General features: G+C 51.3%; 11 protein-coding genes. 5 read left to right on the top strand and 6 right to left on the bottom strand.

Going from position 1 to position 19306, the window contains the following annotated elements; all coding sequences use genetic code 11:
- Positions 1–94: 94 nt before the first annotated feature.
- From ABDW36_RS15750 to ABDW36_RS15765, 4 genes are all read left to right on the top strand, one after another.
- The gene (locus tag ABDW36_RS15750; RefSeq protein WP_343702878.1) at positions 95–2248 is read left to right on the top strand and encodes an outer membrane beta-barrel family protein; all 2154 of its coding nucleotides are present in this window, start codon (positions 95–97) and stop codon (positions 2246–2248) included.
- Between the two features lie 66 nt (positions 2249–2314).
- Entirely contained in the window at positions 2315–3400 is a 1086-nt protein-coding gene (locus ABDW36_RS15755) for a histidine kinase (RefSeq protein WP_343702879.1), read from the top strand.
- Between the two features lie 3 nt (positions 3401–3403).
- Positions 3404–4129: a LytTR family DNA-binding domain-containing protein gene (locus ABDW36_RS15760; RefSeq protein ID WP_343702880.1), complete on the top strand. Its 726-nt coding sequence runs from the start codon at positions 3404–3406 to the stop codon at positions 4127–4129.
- A gap of 508 nt (positions 4130–4637) precedes the next feature.
- Positions 4638–9422 carry a translocation/assembly module TamB domain-containing protein gene (locus ABDW36_RS15765; RefSeq protein WP_343702881.1) on the top strand — a complete coding sequence of 1595 codons (4785 nt, stop codon included), beginning with the start codon at positions 4638–4640 and terminating at the stop codon, positions 9420–9422.
- Between the two features lie 140 nt (positions 9423–9562).
- Here ABDW36_RS15765 and ABDW36_RS15770 read toward each other — a convergent pair whose 3' ends face one another.
- The 6 genes from ABDW36_RS15770 to ABDW36_RS15795 all read right to left on the bottom strand — a co-directional run bounded on the left by ABDW36_RS15770 (position 9563) and on the right by ABDW36_RS15795 (position 18314).
- Positions 9563–10786: a thioredoxin domain-containing protein gene (locus ABDW36_RS15770; protein WP_343702882.1), complete on the bottom strand. Its 1224-nt coding sequence runs from the start codon at positions 10784–10786 to the stop codon at positions 9563–9565.
- Between the two features lie 31 nt (positions 10787–10817).
- Positions 10818–12191 (bottom strand): RagB/SusD family nutrient uptake outer membrane protein, encoded by a 1374-nt coding sequence (locus ABDW36_RS15775; protein WP_343702883.1) that lies wholly within the window; start codon positions 12189–12191, stop codon positions 10818–10820.
- A gap of 18 nt (positions 12192–12209) precedes the next feature.
- Positions 12210–15860, bottom strand: a complete 3651-nt coding sequence (locus ABDW36_RS15780; protein ID WP_343702884.1) for a SusC/RagA family TonB-linked outer membrane protein — start codon at positions 15858–15860, stop codon at positions 12210–12212.
- 35 nt (positions 15861–15895) lie between these two features.
- Positions 15896–17089, bottom strand: a complete 1194-nt coding sequence (locus tag ABDW36_RS15785; RefSeq protein WP_343702885.1) for a FecR domain-containing protein — start codon at positions 17087–17089, stop codon at positions 15896–15898.
- Positions 17090–17141: 52 nt separating this feature from the next.
- Positions 17142–17717 carry a sigma-70 family RNA polymerase sigma factor gene (locus ABDW36_RS15790; RefSeq protein WP_343702886.1) on the bottom strand — a complete coding sequence of 192 codons (576 nt, stop codon included), beginning with the start codon at positions 17715–17717 and terminating at the stop codon, positions 17142–17144.
- Between the two features lie 420 nt (positions 17718–18137).
- Entirely contained in the window at positions 18138–18314 is a 177-nt protein-coding gene (locus ABDW36_RS15795) for a hypothetical protein (protein ID WP_343702887.1), read from the bottom strand.
- A gap of 122 nt (positions 18315–18436) precedes the next feature.
- On the opposite strand from ABDW36_RS15795, the gene ABDW36_RS15800 reads away from it, so the two are divergent.
- Complete coding sequence (locus ABDW36_RS15800) at positions 18437–19075, top strand: hypothetical protein (protein WP_343702888.1); 639 nt, start codon at positions 18437–18439, stop codon at positions 19073–19075.
- Positions 19076–19306 lie beyond the last annotated feature (231 nt).

Consider the following 19306-nt stretch of genomic DNA (forward strand, 5'->3'; position numbering starts at 1 on the left):
CACCCGTTTCATACCCGGAATGCGCTGGTTGGTGTAACGGATTTCCGCGCCCCTGCCCCTCGCAATAAGTTTGCAGTATCAAAACCGATACTATATGCAAACGCTTCGCACATCCCTTTTTACCGCTATACTCCTGGCCACCGCCGTTGCCGCGGGGGCACAGGAAAAAAAGGATACCGTTAAACAACTCAAGGCCGTAGACGTGACCGCCACCCGGCCCCCCATTACCATGCAGGGCGGCACGATGGTGATGAACGTAGGCCAGACCGCCACCGCCGCCGGCTCCAACGCCTGGGAAGTGCTGCAGAAGGCCCCCGGCGTGGTGGTAGATAATACCAATAACGTACAGCTCAACGGCAAGGCCGTCACCGTGTACATAGACGGGCGGCCCAGCCGCCTCACCGGGGACGATCTGAAAAACCTGCTGGCCTCCACCCCCGGCGGCAACATTGACAAAATTGAGCTGATGAGCAACCCCTCCACCAAATATGACGCGCAGGGCGCCACCATCATCAATATTAAAATGCTGAAGCCGAAAGACCTTGGTACCAACGGCACCCTTACCCTCAGCGGCGGCTTCGGGCGTTACCCGCGCACTACGGAAGGGTTCACCCTCAACCACCGCAGCAAGGGCGTAAGCCTCTACGGCGGGTATGACCATATGTACAGCAAGCAGTTCACCAGCACCGTCACAGACCGCCGCTTCCCCGGCGGGTACCTGCTCACGGACAATGACTATAACCGTGAAAACCGCCACAGCCATAACCTGAAGGCCGGCGCCGATTTCGACATCACCAAAAACACCTCCGCCGGCGTACTGGTAAAAGGCATGTTCTCCAGCCGCGGGCGCAACGGGGATAACCTCACCAGCCTGGCAGATTCCAACTTTGTACAACTGGCCAACGGCAACCTCTCCGTTGTAAACCCCAGCGTGAACGCCTGGTTCAAAACCGGCAACGCCAAAAAGAAGAACGAGCTCAGCATCAACGCGGATTACTTTTCTTACCATAAAGACTGGAACGACGCCTTTGCCGGCCAGTACTACAGCAAAGGCGGGCAGACCATCGGAGACGAAAGCCACCTGCGCAACGAGTCAGACTCCCGCATCAACCTCTACTCTTTCAGCGCAGACTACACCCAGGAGCTGCCATTCGCCAAACTGGAAGCCGGTATTAAAACCACTTTCACGGAAACGGACAATGAGCTGAACTGGGAGAACAGGAACAGCGGCAAATGGGAAAACGACCCCGGTAAAAGCAACCACTTCATTTATAAGGAGAATGTGAACGCCGCCTACCTGGGCCTCAGCAAAACCGTCAAAAAATACACGTTCAACGCCGTATTGCGGGCGGAGCATACCAACGCCAAAGGCAACAGCCTCACTATGGACCAGCGCTTCACCCGTGATTACGTACAGCTCTTCCCCAGCGCCAGCGTAAGTTATATGAAAGACATGCAGAACCAGTTCAGCCTCTCCTACCGCCGTAGCATCAACCGTTTCGGGTTCGAAATTGTCAATCCTTTCATTACTTACCGCAGCGCTTATTCCTACATGCAGGGCAACCCGGACATCAAACCCATGACCATGCAGTCTGTAGAAGCCCGCTGGAGCCACAAGTACCAGCTGTTCACCACGCTGGCCTTCACCCGCATCAAAGACAACCTGAGCGTGGTGGTGCGGCAAGACCCTGATACCAAGATACTGGTGCAGAGTTTCGAGAACCAGTCTAACATGAACGTAGGCTCCGCCACCGTGGTGTGGAGCAAGCCCGTAACGCCGAAGTTCCGCACCACGCTTACCGCCGTGGGCCTGTACCTCCACATCAACACCCTGCTGGATGGTGTGGAGTACAAAAAAGACAACCTCACCGCCATTCTCAACATGCAGAACAGCTACACCCTGCCCAAAGGTTTCACCGCGGAACTGAGCGGCGCCTTCCAGAGCCCCGTTGCCATGGGGTACGCCAGCCTGAGAAGCATGGGTTATGTAGACCTGGGGCTGAAAAAGACCATCATGAAAGGCAACGGCTCCCTCAAGCTGGGCGTGAATGACGTGTTCAACACCCGCCGGTTCCGCTTTGACGTACTGTACGGCAACGTGAACAACCAGAGCGAGCATAATATGGACACGCGGGTGGTGAACCTCACCTTCAACTACCGCTTCGGGAACAAGAACGTGAAACAGACCAAAGCCCGCAAAAATGCCATAGAAGCGGAAGCCGGCAGAACAAACACCACCACCATGTAAAAACACCGTTCCCCGGCGCATACCGGGGAACTTTCTTTATTTTCGCTATAACTGCAAAAACACAAGATGCTCAGAAAGATCCAGGATTTTATTGGCCGCGAGTGGAAGAAAATACTCATACTCATGATAGTGGCCGTTGCTTACCAGGTGTTTTCCTTTTCCTTTTTGTACAAGGTAGACCCTGACCTGGCCCGTGACTCCTACCAGAAGCTGGGCGGCTTTTTCAAGTATGCCGCCAAGGGCATCATTGAGTTCACCATTACCTATTACGTGCTGATCTGGCTGGCCTGGCTGCCCTTGCTGCAGAAGCGCAAGGTGAGCCGCTTCTTCCTGATCATTGTACTGGTGTTTGCAGTAAAAGCGGGGTATTCTCTCCTGTTCGAGTTCAAGAACGTGAACTTCAAGGTAGACCCCAGCCAGAAGGGCCTGTCAGAATTCATCCTGAACCATAAGATGGCTTTTTACCTGATCTCTATGGGCGTGGCCTACATGCTGACACTGCTGGTCTGCCTGGTGGTGGCCGTGATCATAGACTTCAACCACCGCAGCAAGCGCCAGAAAGAACTGGAAAAACAGAAGCTGGACGCAGAGCTGTCTGCTATCAAATACCAGATCAACCCGCATTTCCTCTTCAACTCCCTGAGCTTCATTTACAGCAAAACCGTTCCGCTGAGCGAGGAAGTTTCTAACGCCGTGCTGCTGCTGTCAGACATCATGCGGTACGCCCTTGGCAAGGAGGAAGACGCGGAAGGGAAAGTGGCGCTGGAAAAGGAGATCACCCATATGAAAAACGTGATCGAGATCAACCAGATGCGCTTCAACAACAAGCTGAGCATCCAGTACGCGGAGCAGCTGGACAATCCCAGGGCCCGCATCACCCCGCTGGTGCTGATCACGCTGGTAGAGAACGCGTTCAAGCACGGAGACCTGCTGGACCCCGCCAACCCGCTGGTGATCAGAACGGAGTCTGACGAGCGCCAGGTCCGTTTCTACATCCGCAACAAAAAGAAAGCCGGGCCCAGGGAACTGTCTACCAACATCGGCCTGAACAATGTAAAACAGCGGCTGCAGCTCATGTATGCAGACAAACACACTTTCAACATCACAGACAACGAACATTTCTATACCTCGGAACTCACTATAAATCTGTAAGCCATGATCAACTGCATTGTGATAGATGACGAACAACATGCCATTGACCTGCTGACGCACCACATCAGGCAAACACCTTTCCTCAACCTGCTGTACACCACTACAGACCCGCTGGAGGGCCTGCAACTGCTGCACCAGCACAAGGTAGACCTCATTTTCCTGGACGTGCAGATGCCCTCCATGACCGGTATAGACTTCATCAAGGCCATTAACGGCAAAAGCAAGGTGATACTGACCACCGCCTACAGCGAGTACGCCATGGAAGGGTTCGAGAACGAGGTGCTGGATTACCTGCTGAAGCCCATTTCGTTTGCCCGCTTCATCAAAGGCGCCCAGCGCGCCCTTTCCATGATACAGCCCACCGTGGCCACAGCGAAGGATGAAGACGATTTTATATTCGTTAAAACGGAGCAGAAAGGCAAGCTGATCAAGATCAATATCAAAGACATCCTGTTTATAGAAGGCCTCAAGAACTATGTGAAGATACACACCCGGCAGGGAGAAGGCATTATTGCCCTGCTGAACATGAAAGACCTGGAAGAGCGCCTGCCCGCCGCGGATTTTGCCCGTACGCACAAATCCTACCTGCTGGCAACAGGGTATATCAGGATGATAGAAGGAAATATGGTGCACCTGGAGCATACCGCCCACACCGTGCCCGTAGGAGATACTTACCGGGAGGGATTTATGAACCTGATGAAAGGGAAGATCATGACCAACAAGAAGTAAGGCGCACAAAGTGCGCCTTTTTTCAATAAAGAGTAACCTCCGGATCATTGATCAGCGATTCGTTGTACACTGTTCCGTGAGAAAGATAATAGCGAATGGTTTTGCCAGGTGAAAGGAAATAAAAATGATGATAAGCCCGTTACAAAAGGCGGGGGCGCCGGTGTGGCGCGTGAAACGCGGGCAAAACAGCCGGCAACCTGCAATATTTCAAACTTGTACAAATAATGATATTCAACAATATCACTCATATACAATTCTTATTGCTTCAAATACCATTTGAGCCGGTGAATATAAGACCAGGCGAAATTAACCATTATGACAAAACCGTGACAAAACAGACAAACTTGCCAACCTCCGGCCAAACCGCCCTTTCCTGCATGATCCCTAACGGTGCAGGTTACACTAAAACCCTGCGCCATCAGCGGCCCAGATTCAATTGGCAAACACTTTGCGAATCCCTATTTTTGCCAGATAAATCAGCGTTTCCCTGAAAAAAGTTCGCAAAATATTGACCATCGCCCTGCTGAGCGTGCTGGGACTGATACTGCTGGTCAGCATCCTCATCAACATTCCCGCCGTGCAGAACGTGCTGGTAGACCAGGTGACCAAGCGCCTGAGCCGCCAGCTGGCCACGCGGGTGGAGATCAGGCATGTGAACTTCAGGCTGTTCAACAGCATGCGCCTGGAAGGCACGCTGATAGAAGACCACAAGCATGATACCCTGCTGTATGCCGGCGCCCTGCAGGTGCGCATTACAGACTGGTTCTTCATACAGGAGAAACCCGTGCTCAAATTTGTAGGGCTGGAAGACGCGCAGGTAAACCTCATCCGCCCGAAATTCGACTCCCTCTGGAATTACCAGTTCATCATAGACGAGTTTGGCGGCTCCCCCTCCCCCCAGCCCAAAACAAAAAAGCAGACCGGCATTTCGCTCGACCTTAAAAAAGTAGACCTGAAACGCGTACGGTTCAACATTGTAGACGGCTGGATAGGGGAAGACATGCACGTGGCCGCCAACCGCATTTATCTGGACGCGGAGCGCCTTGACCTGCGGGCGCACGATGTGCTCATCAACGACCTCACGCTTGACAGGCCGGAGTTCATTGTACAAAGCTACGCCGCCACCCGCCCCAAAAGGCCCCAGGCCGCGCCGCTGCCTACGGTTACCCCACCCGCGCTGGATACGCTCACCCCCATTCCTCTCCGCTGGAATGAAGACAACTGGAAGCTGGTGGTCAAATCCCTCCGCATCCGCGAAGGCCTGCTGGGCGTAGACAACCTGCAGGATTCCATTCCCTCCACGGAAGGCCAGTTTGACCCGTCTCACATCCGCTTCGGCAACATCAACCTCTCCATTTCCAACAGCAGGCTGGTGAAAGACAGCATCTTTGCAGACCTCCGCCTCTCCACCCTGGAGCGCAGCGGGTTTGAGGTGAAAGACCTGCGGAGCAAATTCAAGATGTCTCCCCTAGAAATGGAGTTCAACGACCTTGACCTCATCACCAACAACAGCCACATCAGGGACTATTACACCATGCAATACGAAGACCTGAGCGACCTGAACGATTACGTGGACGCAGTGACCATGCGCGCCAATTTCCGCAATACCCGCCTCTCTTCAGATGATATTGCCTATTTTGCCCCGCCCCTCTCCACCTGGAAAACGGAGATATCCGTTAACGGCAAGGTATATGGCCCGGTAAGCAACCTGTCAGGAGACAGCCTTGACCTCAAAGGCGGCCACCACACCCGGCTCAAAGGCAGCCTGGACATGCGCGGCCTGCCGGATATTGACGAGACCTTCATAGATTTCTCCGCCCATGAGCTGATCACCAGCGGGCAGGATGTGCGCCAGTTCTTCCCCATGCTCAAAGACATTCCCAACGTGCGCACAGACCTCATTACCAGCCTGGCCTTCCAGGGCTCGTTCATCGGCTTCGTGAATGACTTTGTGGCCTACGGAAAGTTCCAGACCAACCTGGGCAACCTGGATTCGGACATCAACTTCAAGACCAGCAAAGACGTGCCCGTGTACTCCGGGCGCCTTACGGCAGACAATTTCCAGCTGGGCACCCTGCTGGACAACAATATTGTGAGCAACGCCACCTTCAAAGCCAATGTGAAAGGCGAAGGCTTCAACTTCCGGAACCTGAAGGCAACCATGCAGGCGGATGTGACCAGGATAGGCTTGTACGGCTACGAGTACCAGAACCTGAACGTGGAGGGAGATATGAACAAACGTTTCTTCAACGGTTCCCTGGCCGTGGCAGACCCCAACCTGGACATGGATTTTACCGGTACCATCGATTTCAACAGCCGGCTGCCCATCTTCAACTTCTATTCGGAAATACGCAACAGCGACCTGAAGGCCCTGCACCTCACGGAAGACTCCATCACCCTGCAGGCCAAGGCAGACCTCAATTTTGCCGGCAGCAACATAGATGACTTTGACGGTACCGCCCGCCTTTACGATGTGTCTTTGTTCAAGAATAAAAGTCGCGTGGAGTTTGACTCCCTCTCCATCATCACCTCCATGGAGAAAGACCAGAAAACCCTGCGCATCAAGGGTAATGAGGTGGATGGCTACGTACAGGGCTCTTACAGCTTCATGGAGCTGCCCAATGCGTTCAAGCTGTTCCTCAACAAATACTACCCCAGCTATTTCAAATCTCCCCCGGCTGCCAATGCCGGGCAGGATTTCACGTTCTCATTCAACTTCGGGGAGGTAGACAAGGTGCTGCGCGCCTTTACAAATGATATCAAAGGCCTGAACGGCACCCAGATATCAGGCGCGCTCAACACCCTCAGCGGCCAGGTGAACCTCAATGCCGCCGTGCCTTACGGCGCCTACAGCAGCTTTGGCGCGCGCAACCTGCTGCTGAAGGCGAACGGGGATTTCAACAAGATAAACGTCAGCACCAGCATAGAAGCCGTGTTGTACAACGACAGCACCATTTTCACCAATCCCCTGCTGCTGGCCAGCTCCGGGCGGGATACCTCTTTCCTCAAGCTGGACCTCAAGGCGGAAGACACCACCGACCTGGACGGTTTTTATGCCCGCCTCATTACCGTAGGAGACGGCGTGAAGATACATTTCCTCAACAGCAACTTTACCGTAAACGGCCGCCAGTGGAGCATGACGCCGGGCAATGAAGTATACTGGAGCGAGCACTTCCTCACCGTGCAGGACCTGCGCATTTCCCGGAACGACCAGAGCGTGACCATCCAGACCAACGAGTTCAATCCTGACGAGTCCCGCTTCATGATCACCCTCAAAGACCTTAACCTGGCAGACGTGATTCCCCGCGGTATTACAGACATCAGGGTGGAAGGCCTCGCCAACGGCAACATCAACGTAAACGATCCCTTCAACAATCTCACCGTAGACGCAGACATCAAGGCCAGCCAGCTCCGTATAGACAATGACTCCCTGGGCCTGCTGCAGCTGGCCGGAGATTACAGCCTGCGCCAGGGCCTCGTGAACTTCGACGTCAGGTCAGACAACGCGCTGGCCAACTTCCAGGCCAAAGGCAGCGTAGGCGTGAGTGACAGCAACCGTACCGTGAACGCCTCCGCAGACATGAACAACACCTCCATCAGCCTGCTTGACAAATACCTGGGCGAGTATGTGAGCAACCTCACCGGCGCCGCCACCGGCAAGCTGACCGTTACCGGCACCACAGACAAGCCCTCTTTCCGCGGCTCCGTGAAAGTGGAGAACATCGGCATGAAGGTGAACTACCTGGGCACGTACTACAAGATACCCTTGCTGCACGTGCATAATATGGACGATAACCTGATAGAGATGCACCCCTTCACCCTTATAGACAAGTTCAACAACACGGCGCGGGTGAACGGCTTTATCAGCCATCAGAACTTTTATGACATGAACTTCGAGTTTGACGTGCAGAGCCAGAAATTTCTCTTCCTCAACACCGGCGCGCAGGATAACGACCTGTATTACGGCGACGTGCTGGCCGCTGGCCGCGTATACTTCACCGGCAAGCTGAACGACCTGCAGCTGCGCGTGCTGGCCCGTCCGCTGCAGGGCACCCACTTCTACCTGCCCATTTCAGACAGCAAAGACATCGGCAAGCACGAGTTCATCAAGTTCAAACAATACGGGGTGATCAAGGAAGAGCCGAAGAAAAAAAGCGACGTGAAGCTGAACGTGAAGATGGACATTGTGGCCAACCCTGATGCGGAGATAGACGTGATACTGGACCCCACCACCAACGACGTGATCACCGCCAACGGCACCGGCAACCTCACCATCAACGTGAACCTCGACGGGGATTTCACCATGTTCGGCAACTACGTGATCAACGAAGGGAAATACAATTTTACATTTGAAAGAGTAGCCACCTGGAAGTTTGACATAGACAAAGGCAGCACCATTACCTGGAACGGAGACCCCGCGGAGGCCAAGGTGAACATCACCGCCAAATATTCCATGCCCAGGGTGAGCCTCTACAACCTCTCTACCGCCGCGCAGCTGGGCGGTACCGGCACCTCCTCAGACGCACTGAACCGCTCGGAACGGGTGGAGATACTGCTGTACCTCCGCAACTCCCTGATGCAGCCCAACATCACGTACGAGATCACGCTGCCGGACGTGGGCTCGCTTGCTTACGAGAGCGGCATTGCCTCCCGCCTGAAAGAGATCAACCAGGACCAGAACCAGGCCCTGTACCAGATCTCTTTCCTGCTGGCCACCGGCCAGTTCCAACCTCCGGACGGCGGCAGCGCCAACATTGGCGTTACCGGTAAAAACAGCGTGGGCCAGGCTTTGAGCGCACAAGCATCCGCCATTTTGAACAACTTCTCCAATACCTTCCTGAAAAACGCCGGCATCGGCTTCAACGTGAACTATACCGCCTACGCCCTGGGCGGCGGCTCTAGCAGTTCCTTTGACCGCAACCTGGTGAGCACCGGCATTACCAAAAACTTTTATAACAACCGCATCCGGGTATATGTAGGGGGAGACTATGACTGGGGCCGCGTATCCTCCACGGCCACCTCCCAGAATTTTGCAGGAGACTTCCGCGTAGAATACCTGCTTACGCCAGACGGCCGCGTGCGCATCAACGCCTTCAGCAAAACGGATTACGACGCTTACAACCTCAACAACCGCATCAGGAGCGGCGTGGGTATATCATATGTACGTGATTACAACCAGTTCAACGAGCTTTTCCGCGACCGCTTCCTTCGCAGGCGGCAGGACAGCTTGCGGCGCGCGGTGATGATGCGGCGGGATAGTACGAATACAAGCAGACCGGATAGTACGCATTAGATCGTTTTCATTCTCATAAAATGTGAAAACCGTGAAAAGCCCCTTTTCTCCTCAGCCTGCTGCTGATACTGAGCGGTGCTTCCACCACCGCCCAACGCGTGCACACCGGCGTTACTCTCATTACCGGCCTGGCCGGGCTACTACCGCCCCTCTTTATTCCGGATCACAAACATGTCAATCACCCCTTTTTTCTCCACCAGTTGCAACCCGTATTTTGCCAGTTCTATACGTAGTCCAGGTATATCCTGCACAGGCCCCGAAAACCGGATGTCAATTCTTCCCTTATACCCCGTTTCGTCAACTATCGGTAATTCAGCAGGCAGTACAGCATTCAACAGCGTGGTCAGATGAGCAAAAGTGACATTCAAAAGCGAAGGCAATGCTGCGTTGTGGTAGTGTATTTTCCGGGGGCCACCTTGTGTTTCATATATAGTAGCGCTATTACTGCGCTGCAGAGAAAGATATGTTATGTTCCTTTGTTCTACACTGCCGTATAACGGAGAATAGCGGTTGAGATCTTGTAACATATATTCATGCAACCGGGTAGTGTCTGCTATCGGTACAATGATATCGTATGAGTACAGGGCTTCCAGTGTGGAATCCTCTTGCACTTCCAATATCTGCCTTTTACGACTGTATCCACTAACCATGTGATGCATAATGGATTCATATAGCCGCAGCAGCGTGCGATTAGTGAAAGTAAGACGGTAAGCCGCATCCCCCGCCCTTTTTGAACGCTCCTTACCGGGAAGACCTACCTTTCCCCTGATGAGTATGGAATAACTAACCAATTGATCTGCCGGCATGTCTTTGCCACTAAACAAGGGAAGGTCATAGTCAAAATCTATCAGGTCTCTCTTTTCTTTCAAAACAATACTGCCTTCTTGAAGGAAACGGCTGATGCCGGCAGCATCAGTATTTGCACCTTCAGTAATCGCAACTACTGTCCGGTCCTTTCCTATCCATACATGCTGTGGCACCATTCTGTATGGAAATAACCGACCCCAAACGGTATCAGACGTTATCGACGGAAAACGAGGAAGGCGTTTACCCTGCATGTTTTTCCTTGCATACAGGGCTTGTATATCTTTGTGCGTATCAGTGGTAATCAGCACAATATTTATCTTTTTACCGAACTGCTGCTGCAACGATTCCATTTTAGGGAAAGCGGCTATGCAACTCGTACACCAGGTATTCCAGAAATCCAGTATAATCAGTTCAGCGTCTTTATTAACAGGTAATGCATTCCAGACCCGCTCCGGCACCTTCTCACCGATAGATAAGCCGGCCGGCGTTTGGGCGCAGGCATGCATTACGGGTAGCAAAAGGCTGCAGGCCGTCAGCCATTTGATCAAATGTTTCATATAATTTCTTTCAGACTTTAGCTTCAATTTGTCAGCGGGCATTTTGCGGCATCCCGGAAATACGGATTACATCTCTTGGAAAAGGCAGCGCATAACGCGGGTCGTTAGGAGGCAGTGTGATGATAGTACCATTGAGGTCTCTACGGAGCGAAATCTGGTGTTCGCGTTCCTTATTGAGGCGCTTGATATCCATCCACCTGAGATCTCTAAACAGCAATTCCTTTCTTCTTTCTGTCAGTATCATATCAACCGCCTCTTTACTGCTGCCGGCTTCAAGAGGATGCCATTCTTCCTGCTTCCAGCGTTTAACCATCAGCGTGTTCAGATCACTCATGGCAAGGTCTACCCTCCCTGATCTGGCATAGCACTCTGCCCTGGTGAGATACATTTCGTCTACGGCAATGCCTGTAAACATACCTCCGCCGGCGTAGTAACCACCGCGAAAACCATATGTGCCATCGGAATTCCTGGCAAAATACAGCTGCTTTCTCAGGTCATGTTCGTGATAGGAGGCATACAGCATCGTGTCTATTCTGCCATTGGTGTTATTGATCAGTGCCGGCATACCCATACGCACTTGGTACACTACTTCTTCATTAAATTGGGGCACCGGATATGGGCTGTTCCCGTTCAACTTGCTATAGTCCATCAAAGTATATTGAAGCTGCAAACTCGAATCCGCATACTTTGCGGCTTCTTCATAGCGGCGCATGGACAAGTACGTTCTGGCCAGCGCAGCATAAGCGGCCGCCTTTGCCGGGCGTAACACATGCTGTGGCAATGCCGGCAGCAAAGGGATTGATGATCGGAGATCTTCTATAATACGATTGTAACACGCCTGTACACTGGAGCGGACTGAGGTTTCGTTGAAGTTGCCGTTTAGCCGCAGCGGAATACCCGGATCCTTCAAAGCGGTTTGCTCATCATAGGCTACAGCGAAATTGACAAGAATCCTCCAATGGGTAAACGCCCTGAAGAACAAGGCTGTACCCTTCACATTGTCCCATGTCTGCCGGGTATTCTGGTCGTAGGCAATTTTTTCGATTTCCTCCAGCGCAATATTTGCGCGCATGATACCTTTGTAGGCTTGGTCCCAACCATTGGGGGTTGACTCGAATACCAGCTCCTCTCCCCATGTATACAGGTTCCGGTTCGCTTCGTTCAGGCCGCTCAGCAAGGTATAGGGACAGTAATAGTTATCTGCGCTACCCTCACCATATGCGCCGTACTGAAGGTTGAAAATATTGGAATTATCGTCCAGCAACGCTTGCAGATCGCTGATCTTTGACGGCACTACCAGTGCAATATCGGGTTTAGCATCCAGAAATTTTCGGCAGGACGTCATTATCGTTACATTCAAAAGGAAAAATGTAACTAAACGGATATAGCTGCTTTTAACTGACATAATACTCTTTTTAATGACTTAGAAATTTGCATTGACCCCAACGGAAAAATTCCTGCCGGCAGGCATAGCATACCAACCGATCACATCTGGGTCAAGCCCGCGTTTATTGGCCCTCCATAATACGCCCAGGTTGCTTGCATTCACAAATACTTTCAGGTCACTGAAAGGGCTTTCGTCCCGGGCACGCCACGTCCATGAAAGATTGACGAATTGCAACCTGGCTATTCCCCCTTTTTCCACCGTAGCTTCCGAAGCGGTATAGAACGACATAGCAGTGCTATTGACAGGATAGGTCATGGCCGGCACGTTTGTGCGACGCTCATCTTCTGGCTGCATCCACCGTTCTGAAAAATCTGCATGATTACGCCCTACGGAGAACAGCTGGTTATAATCCGTTGTCAATCGCCTGAAGGAGTAGTTCAGTTTATAACTGATAGCAAAAGATAATTCCAGGTTCTTCCAGCCTAACCGGTTCCGCAGGCTCCCGAACAGTTCTGGTACCGCAGAGCCGCTGTATGCAAACTCATCCGGCGTGTCCCTTAGGCCGGTTAATGCATTGTAATCAGTAGTTGGCTTTCCCTCGCTATCATACCCCTGCGGAGCTCCCTCGCTGTTCAATCCGGCCCAGCGGTAGCTGATTACCGGGAAGAGCTGCTTGCCCTCCTTCAGGTACATGGAGGTGCCATCGGAAACGCCATATGCGCTTGCGCTATAGCGTGTCACTTTGCTGGTATTATAGCTCAACAGTAAATCAGATTTCCAGTATGCCTGTCTTCCGGTGATATTACTGCTATGCAACTCAACGTCCAGGCCCCGGCCTTTCATATTTGCCACATTCCGTTTGATAGTAGCACCAACGCCGGCAGTGATGTCCATCAACCAGGGTCCAAACAGGTCTATCCCATTCTTGACATAAAACTCTATTGTGCCGGACAACCGCTTGTTAAATGCCTCGAAATCAATACCCGCATTCGCCATGAACACTTTCTCCCAGCTCAGGTCAGGGTTGCCGAACTGGGAAACGACTGCATAAGGGAAGTTGCTGACCTGTGCAGACCCGATGTGCCGCAAAGTAGTAACGGCAGACCGGCTGAGATCTACATTGCCGTTGTAACCAGCTGTAGCCCTCACTTTAAGCATAGACAGCCACCCGGCGGCATAGAAGGGTTCTGCAGAAACCAGCCAGCTAATGCCCATACTCCACAGCGGCACTCCTTTTTCATTGGAGTTAACCCCGAAAACATTCGATTGATCTTTCCTTACACTGGCAGAAAAGGTGTACCTGTTTCTCCAGGTGTAAGCCGCATTGCCGTACCATGAAAGAAAACGGAACAACTGCTCACCGAAAGCGGTATTATCGGCAATGAATATATTCGTGCCCAGCAGAAAATGTCTGTAAGGATTTACCAGGTCTACTTTAGCGGAGGTACCTAATTCTTCATCATAACCATATACCCTCCCACTGGCGGAGTGGGTAAGCACTTCGCGTACTTCAGCCCCGGCTACGGCATTCAGCTCATGGTCACCCTTCGAGATGCCGTAGTTCAGTTGCCCGCGGATATTGTGCGCTTGCACAACCTGCGTTGAACGGTCATAAACAGCACCCAAGGGCACAGGATATTTGACAGCACCCGTGTTGCGGTCCAGCTGCGTAAACTGGTTAATGTACATCCTTGTATCGTAACTGTTCATGCCCTGTACCCTCTTCACTTCCTGGTGCTGACGTTCATATTGATATTTCAGGTCTAGCTGAAGTTCGCGGAACAACCGGTATTGTAAGCCAGCCTGTGCCTGAACGTTCTGGATGTTAGTAGTGGCAGTCAGATATTGCTCATCCAGCAGGGGATAATAATGAAAATCCATTAGTCTGCCCCCACCCGCTGTATCTATATATTGTTCATTGTAATGTTTTACTACCGGCAGCGCGTTTCCCTGGTTGTCTGCAAGTCGTGTGTAAGGTTCCAGCCCGGAAGAATTGGTAAAGACAGCACCATATCCCTTCTTGCCGTTACGTGAAGTACTGTTGCTGTACGAAATACCGGTTGACGCGGTCAACCGGTCAGATAATTTGAAGGTATTGTTGGAACGGAGATTGAAGCGGTCATACACGGCGGAAAGCACATCTATGTTCCTGTCATGCCCGGCGGAAAGGAAATAGCCCGTCTTGGAGGTACCGCCCTGCATGTTGACGGCATACTGCTGGCTAATGCCGTTCCGATATACATACTTGTCAAAATCTCTACGCACATCGTAGGCGCGCAATTTGTTTATTTCATTATTTGCGTCATCTACGGATATCTGCCCCTTTTTTGCTTTTGACAGTAATTCCACCACCGGGGAAAGCACCGGATAATTCCGGGTATCTGCAATTTTTGAATCATAAAAGCCCTGTGCAAAAAGCATCTGTTCCACATCAATATAGTCAGAAGCAGTCATGGGCTGCGTATAGTAGATATCCGGCTTGCCCACTACTGTAAAATTCGTATTAAAGCCGACTCTTAACCGCTGGTTGTACTGCCCTTTTTTTGTGGCGATCACAATCACCCCATTACCAGCACGGGTGCCCCAGATGGAAGCTGCAGCAGCATCCTTCAGGAGCGTTACACTTTCGATCTCATTCGGGTTAATATTATTAATATCCCCTTCATAAGGGAAGTTGTCTACTATTATCAGCGGGCGCTTGTTGCCTTCGATAGTGGCAATTCCCCTGATTGTCAAAGCTGCCTGCGCCCTGTTGCTGGTATTGTTCATAGCGGCACGGTCAAACAGCAGGGCGTTGGTCATGCCATCCAGCCGTTCCAGGATGTTGGGGCCCAATTGCTCAGACAGATCTTTGTTGCTGATTGACGAAAATGAACCTGTAACCCTTTCTTTTGGGAGGATTTGATACCCTGTATTCACGGTTACTACAACGTCCTGCAATTTCATAATTGAAGGTTTAAGCAGAATCGTGAGTTCCGGTTTGTCAAGCACAGGCCTGTTAACAACAATCTCCGTTGTTTCATACCCAATGGAAGACACCACCAGCACATCTCCTTCTGCCACTTGAATTATAAAACGCCCGTCCCCATCACTCTTTGTTCCACCTCCTTGCTTTTTTACAATAATACTAGCTTCCGGCAGCGCCTTTCCTGCAGTATCCACAATACGCCCGCTCAAGGTATCATGCCCAGGTATATGGGACGCATACAGAAGCCGTCCTTCTTTTTCTACCGCCGGTGCTTTGCGAACAAAGAATATAGTTCTACCCTGAATGTCATATGAAACAGGTTTGCCCTTGACCAATACATCCAGGAAATCCGTCAAAGACATACGGCTCGCCGTAATCGAAAAAGTATGCTGCTGCCCGAAAGTGCTTTTATCGTACAGCGCTACATAACCGGTTTGTTCCTCCACAGACCTGAAAATCTGTCTTAGCGTCAGGCCTTTGCCAGACAGCGTAATGGTCTGAGCTGAACTGGATGCACGCACATGAAGAAGGGAAATGGTGAATAGAAGAGCGGTGATACGCATTACCTTCATGATTTTAGTGAAGCGCCCCCCCTGCTCCCATAGGCAAAAGGGTAGCCAAAAGCTTTTTTTTTGCATAAATTGCAAAAGGTTTGGTTGTAAATAAAATGGTTGTGAGCCGTTTATAGACCATCCAGACTTTGCCGGGAACGGGTCCAATCGTTCCCGGCTTTTTATTGATGGCTGTTTTTATACTAAAAAGACATAATCACCAGCTTTCTTCCTTCCTGCCGGTACCGGATACCAATATTTTCCAGGTACTTCAGCACCACACTTAACGGAACATCCCGGGACATTTTGCCGATCAGCTCCTTGTCAGGTACCTTGCCTTCAAACACCACTTCTATGTCATACCAGCGCTCCAGTTGCCGCATTACCTGCTCAAAGGTCAAACCACTGAAGTAAAAAAGTCCGTTCTTCCAGGCCAGCACGTTCTCCACATCAACGTTATCAACCACGCTGATCCGCGGTGCTGGAAGGTCTTCCGCAACCCGGGCTTGCTGACCGGGACTCAGCGTTACTGCATTCCTCCTGCCGGCTGTTTGCATTACTCTAACCCGGCCTTCCAGCAGTGTGGTATTAATACCGGACTCACCACCATACGCATTAACATTGAAGTGCGTCCCCAATACCTCTATCGTAGTGGTGGTATTAACAACTACCCTGAAAGGCCTACGTACGTCTCTTGCCACTTCGAAATATGCTTCACCTGTAATTCCTACCTCCCGTTGTTTGCCTGAAAATGCAGTAGGATACCGTATAGAGCTGGCGCTGTTGAGCCATACCGCTGAACCGTCGGGCAAGGTTACCCGGAATTGCCCGCCGCGGGGAGTGATAAGGGTATTGTATGAAATTTCAGATATGCCGCCTTGTACGTCGTACACCAACTGACCGCCTTGCTGGCATATGGTGGCCGGGCCCTGCTGTAGGACCTGCCGCCCGGTGCTATCAAGGGAAATCACCGATCCGTCCGCCAGAATCAGCCTCGCCTTGTTTCCCCCTGGCTGAAAGTCTTGTTCAACAGTAGCGGCAACACCCGGCGCCAGTGGCTGTGAATCGCGGCGAACCAGCCACCAGCTTCCCCCGGTTGTCAATAAGATCAGTATGGTCGCAGCCACCCACCAGGTACGGCGGATGGACCGGAAGCCTCGTTTCTCTTGTTGGTTGGTCGGGGTGGCAGCGTAGATCGCAGACAAGATAGAACTGCTCACTTGCTCATCCGGCCCTGCTTCTGTTACAGCCGCGGCAAACTGGTTTTCCAGCAACCCGGTTACAAAAGTTTCATGCTCCGGCATTGCAGCAAGCTGAAGGAACTCGTTACGCTCCGTTTCAGACACCACCTGGCGGATACATTTATCAAAAAGAAATGCAATGCGTGCCTGTGACATAAACAATCTTTATGCTATAGAAGCATTAACAGGCTGTTTTGGGGGGGAATCATTAAAAATATTCTCTAAAATTATCTAGAAAGAGGATAAAAATGAAGCCAAGATCGCTATGGGCGTGGAAATATGCCCGGATTTTCCGCATGGCTTCATCCAAATTGTACTTCACAGTTTCGGGAGACACCTGCAGTTGTTGCGCGGCCTGCTCTCTTCTCAACCCTTCCTGCCGTATAAGGATGAACGTTTCCCGTTGCCTACGTGGCAACCTGTCAATAGCCCGATTTAATAGAATTGCATATTCCTTATGGCTAACAAGTTCGTCTGTGCCCATGTGTGCCATGGCACTTTCAGGAAGTTCATCGTGCATCACCAGGCTTCTCTCCCTGGCAAGCTTTTTCAGGGCGCGATAGGCATCCCGCCGGGCAATAGTATAAAGATATGCTGGGAAATGGCTGATCTGCCTGAGGCGTTCTTTATGCAACCATACCTTCAGGAATACATCCTGCACTACTTCTTCCGCCAGCTGTATATCATTGGTGAGGCGCCATACCGTATTGTACAGGCGGCCTTTATAATGATCAAAAAGACTAGCAAATGCCTTCTTGTCACCTTCTGCCACGCGCAGCAGCATCTCATGTTCATTGTATGGTTGAGTGGCTGACAATAGTACTGATCCTCAGGAAAACGGGTGCAAATTATGGAAACAGCATCCTGCTAAGCTGATCCGGGGCTAATATAATACATTTCTCGTTTCTTTTTTACCTGTTCTGCCTTTATATGAACTGTCACCAGGGACTTGGCTGCTCCTTCCCGGTAATAATAAAATTCCTCAAATTACCATTCACCAGCATGCCCCACGCATTTGAGCAGCTATCATAACACTCAAATGCAGGCACCAGCCCAACATGCGTAAAACGGACTTCTGTTTTACCATCTTTAGCGGCCATCTCAAAAATAATGTCCGTGCCTTTCCATTCCTGTTTATCCTGCACAAAGTCCAGCTCAGCATCCGTTACATGCCAGACTATTTTTTCTCCCGGAATATGGGCTGTTATTTTTTGCCGGGAATAATGTACCCCGGTACGCGGTAGCTGAACTCGCTGCCTGCCTTGTCCGTCTCACCCTCAATTTCTCCAGACCACCAGCCGCGAACGTTGTTAATGGCGTTAAAAACCTCCTCCGGAGTTTTGTCTACTGAAAAAGATGTACTGAAACCTGCTATTTTCATGGCGATAGATTTTGCAACAAAATTAACGTCCGAATGCAACCTTGGCGGGGGGAGAAATGGACTTTATAACAGGCTGATCTGGACAAAATCGTAACTTTAAGAAGACACTCAAGACTACAAACATGCTTAACCCACGCATATCGCTCTATCTGATCTGCCTGCTTCCCCTGCTGGTGCTGCTAACAAGCAGCAACCAGGCAGACAACGCCACTTTCCTGAAAGCCTACGGCGGCACGCCCTACATGGGAACGGTGCAGGTAGACATCATCCGCCCCAACGGCACCTACGTCAAAACAGATTTCGGGGAGGCCAGCGCGCATTTTACCAGCGCTGATCATGGCAAGGTCAAGATGATCGTTTTTGGGGCTATCAGCAACAAAAAAGGGGATGCCGGATTTGCGGTTGACGGCGTCGCCTCCCGGAAGAGCTGGATATGCCAGTCGGACAGCGTACAGCTGAAGGTGGAAGAAAACGGTGTTATTACAGGAAGCGGGAAAGTTTACCCCCAGCAATTCAAATTCTCCGGAAAAATTGCGGATACCCGCCTGGAGCTGCTTACAGAAATAAAAACGCTGAAACCTTCTGACAATGGCCTGCCGGCGGGAACGAAGCTTACGTTCCGGTATGTGCTGCGGAGGGATATTGTTGCCAGTTCAAGTTCCTCCAGGCGCCGCTGCAAAAAGATTGAGTGGCGGCCGCAGTATGTCGGGAATTTTGATGGTACGGGGCAGACGGTGAGGGTGCCGGTTTGTGTGGATTGAGGGTTTAGTTTGAGACCACAAGTCTCATTAACCAGCCATTAACAAATAAAAGTCAATAATTGCCGTAAAATGAGGTTGTAATATGCAGCCACGATATGAAGAACGTTATCCCTGTATAACTGTGAAGGTGACTTATAAAAACCAACAATCCCGCACTGGGCGGGACTACTGTGAAAGTTTGCACTACGGAATAATCCTTATTGTGACTTGCTTCTTTGTAAAGATAACCAT

The organism is Chitinophaga sp. (genome assembly GCF_039596455.1).
Lineage (GTDB): Bacteria > Bacteroidota > Bacteroidia > Chitinophagales > Chitinophagaceae > Chitinophaga.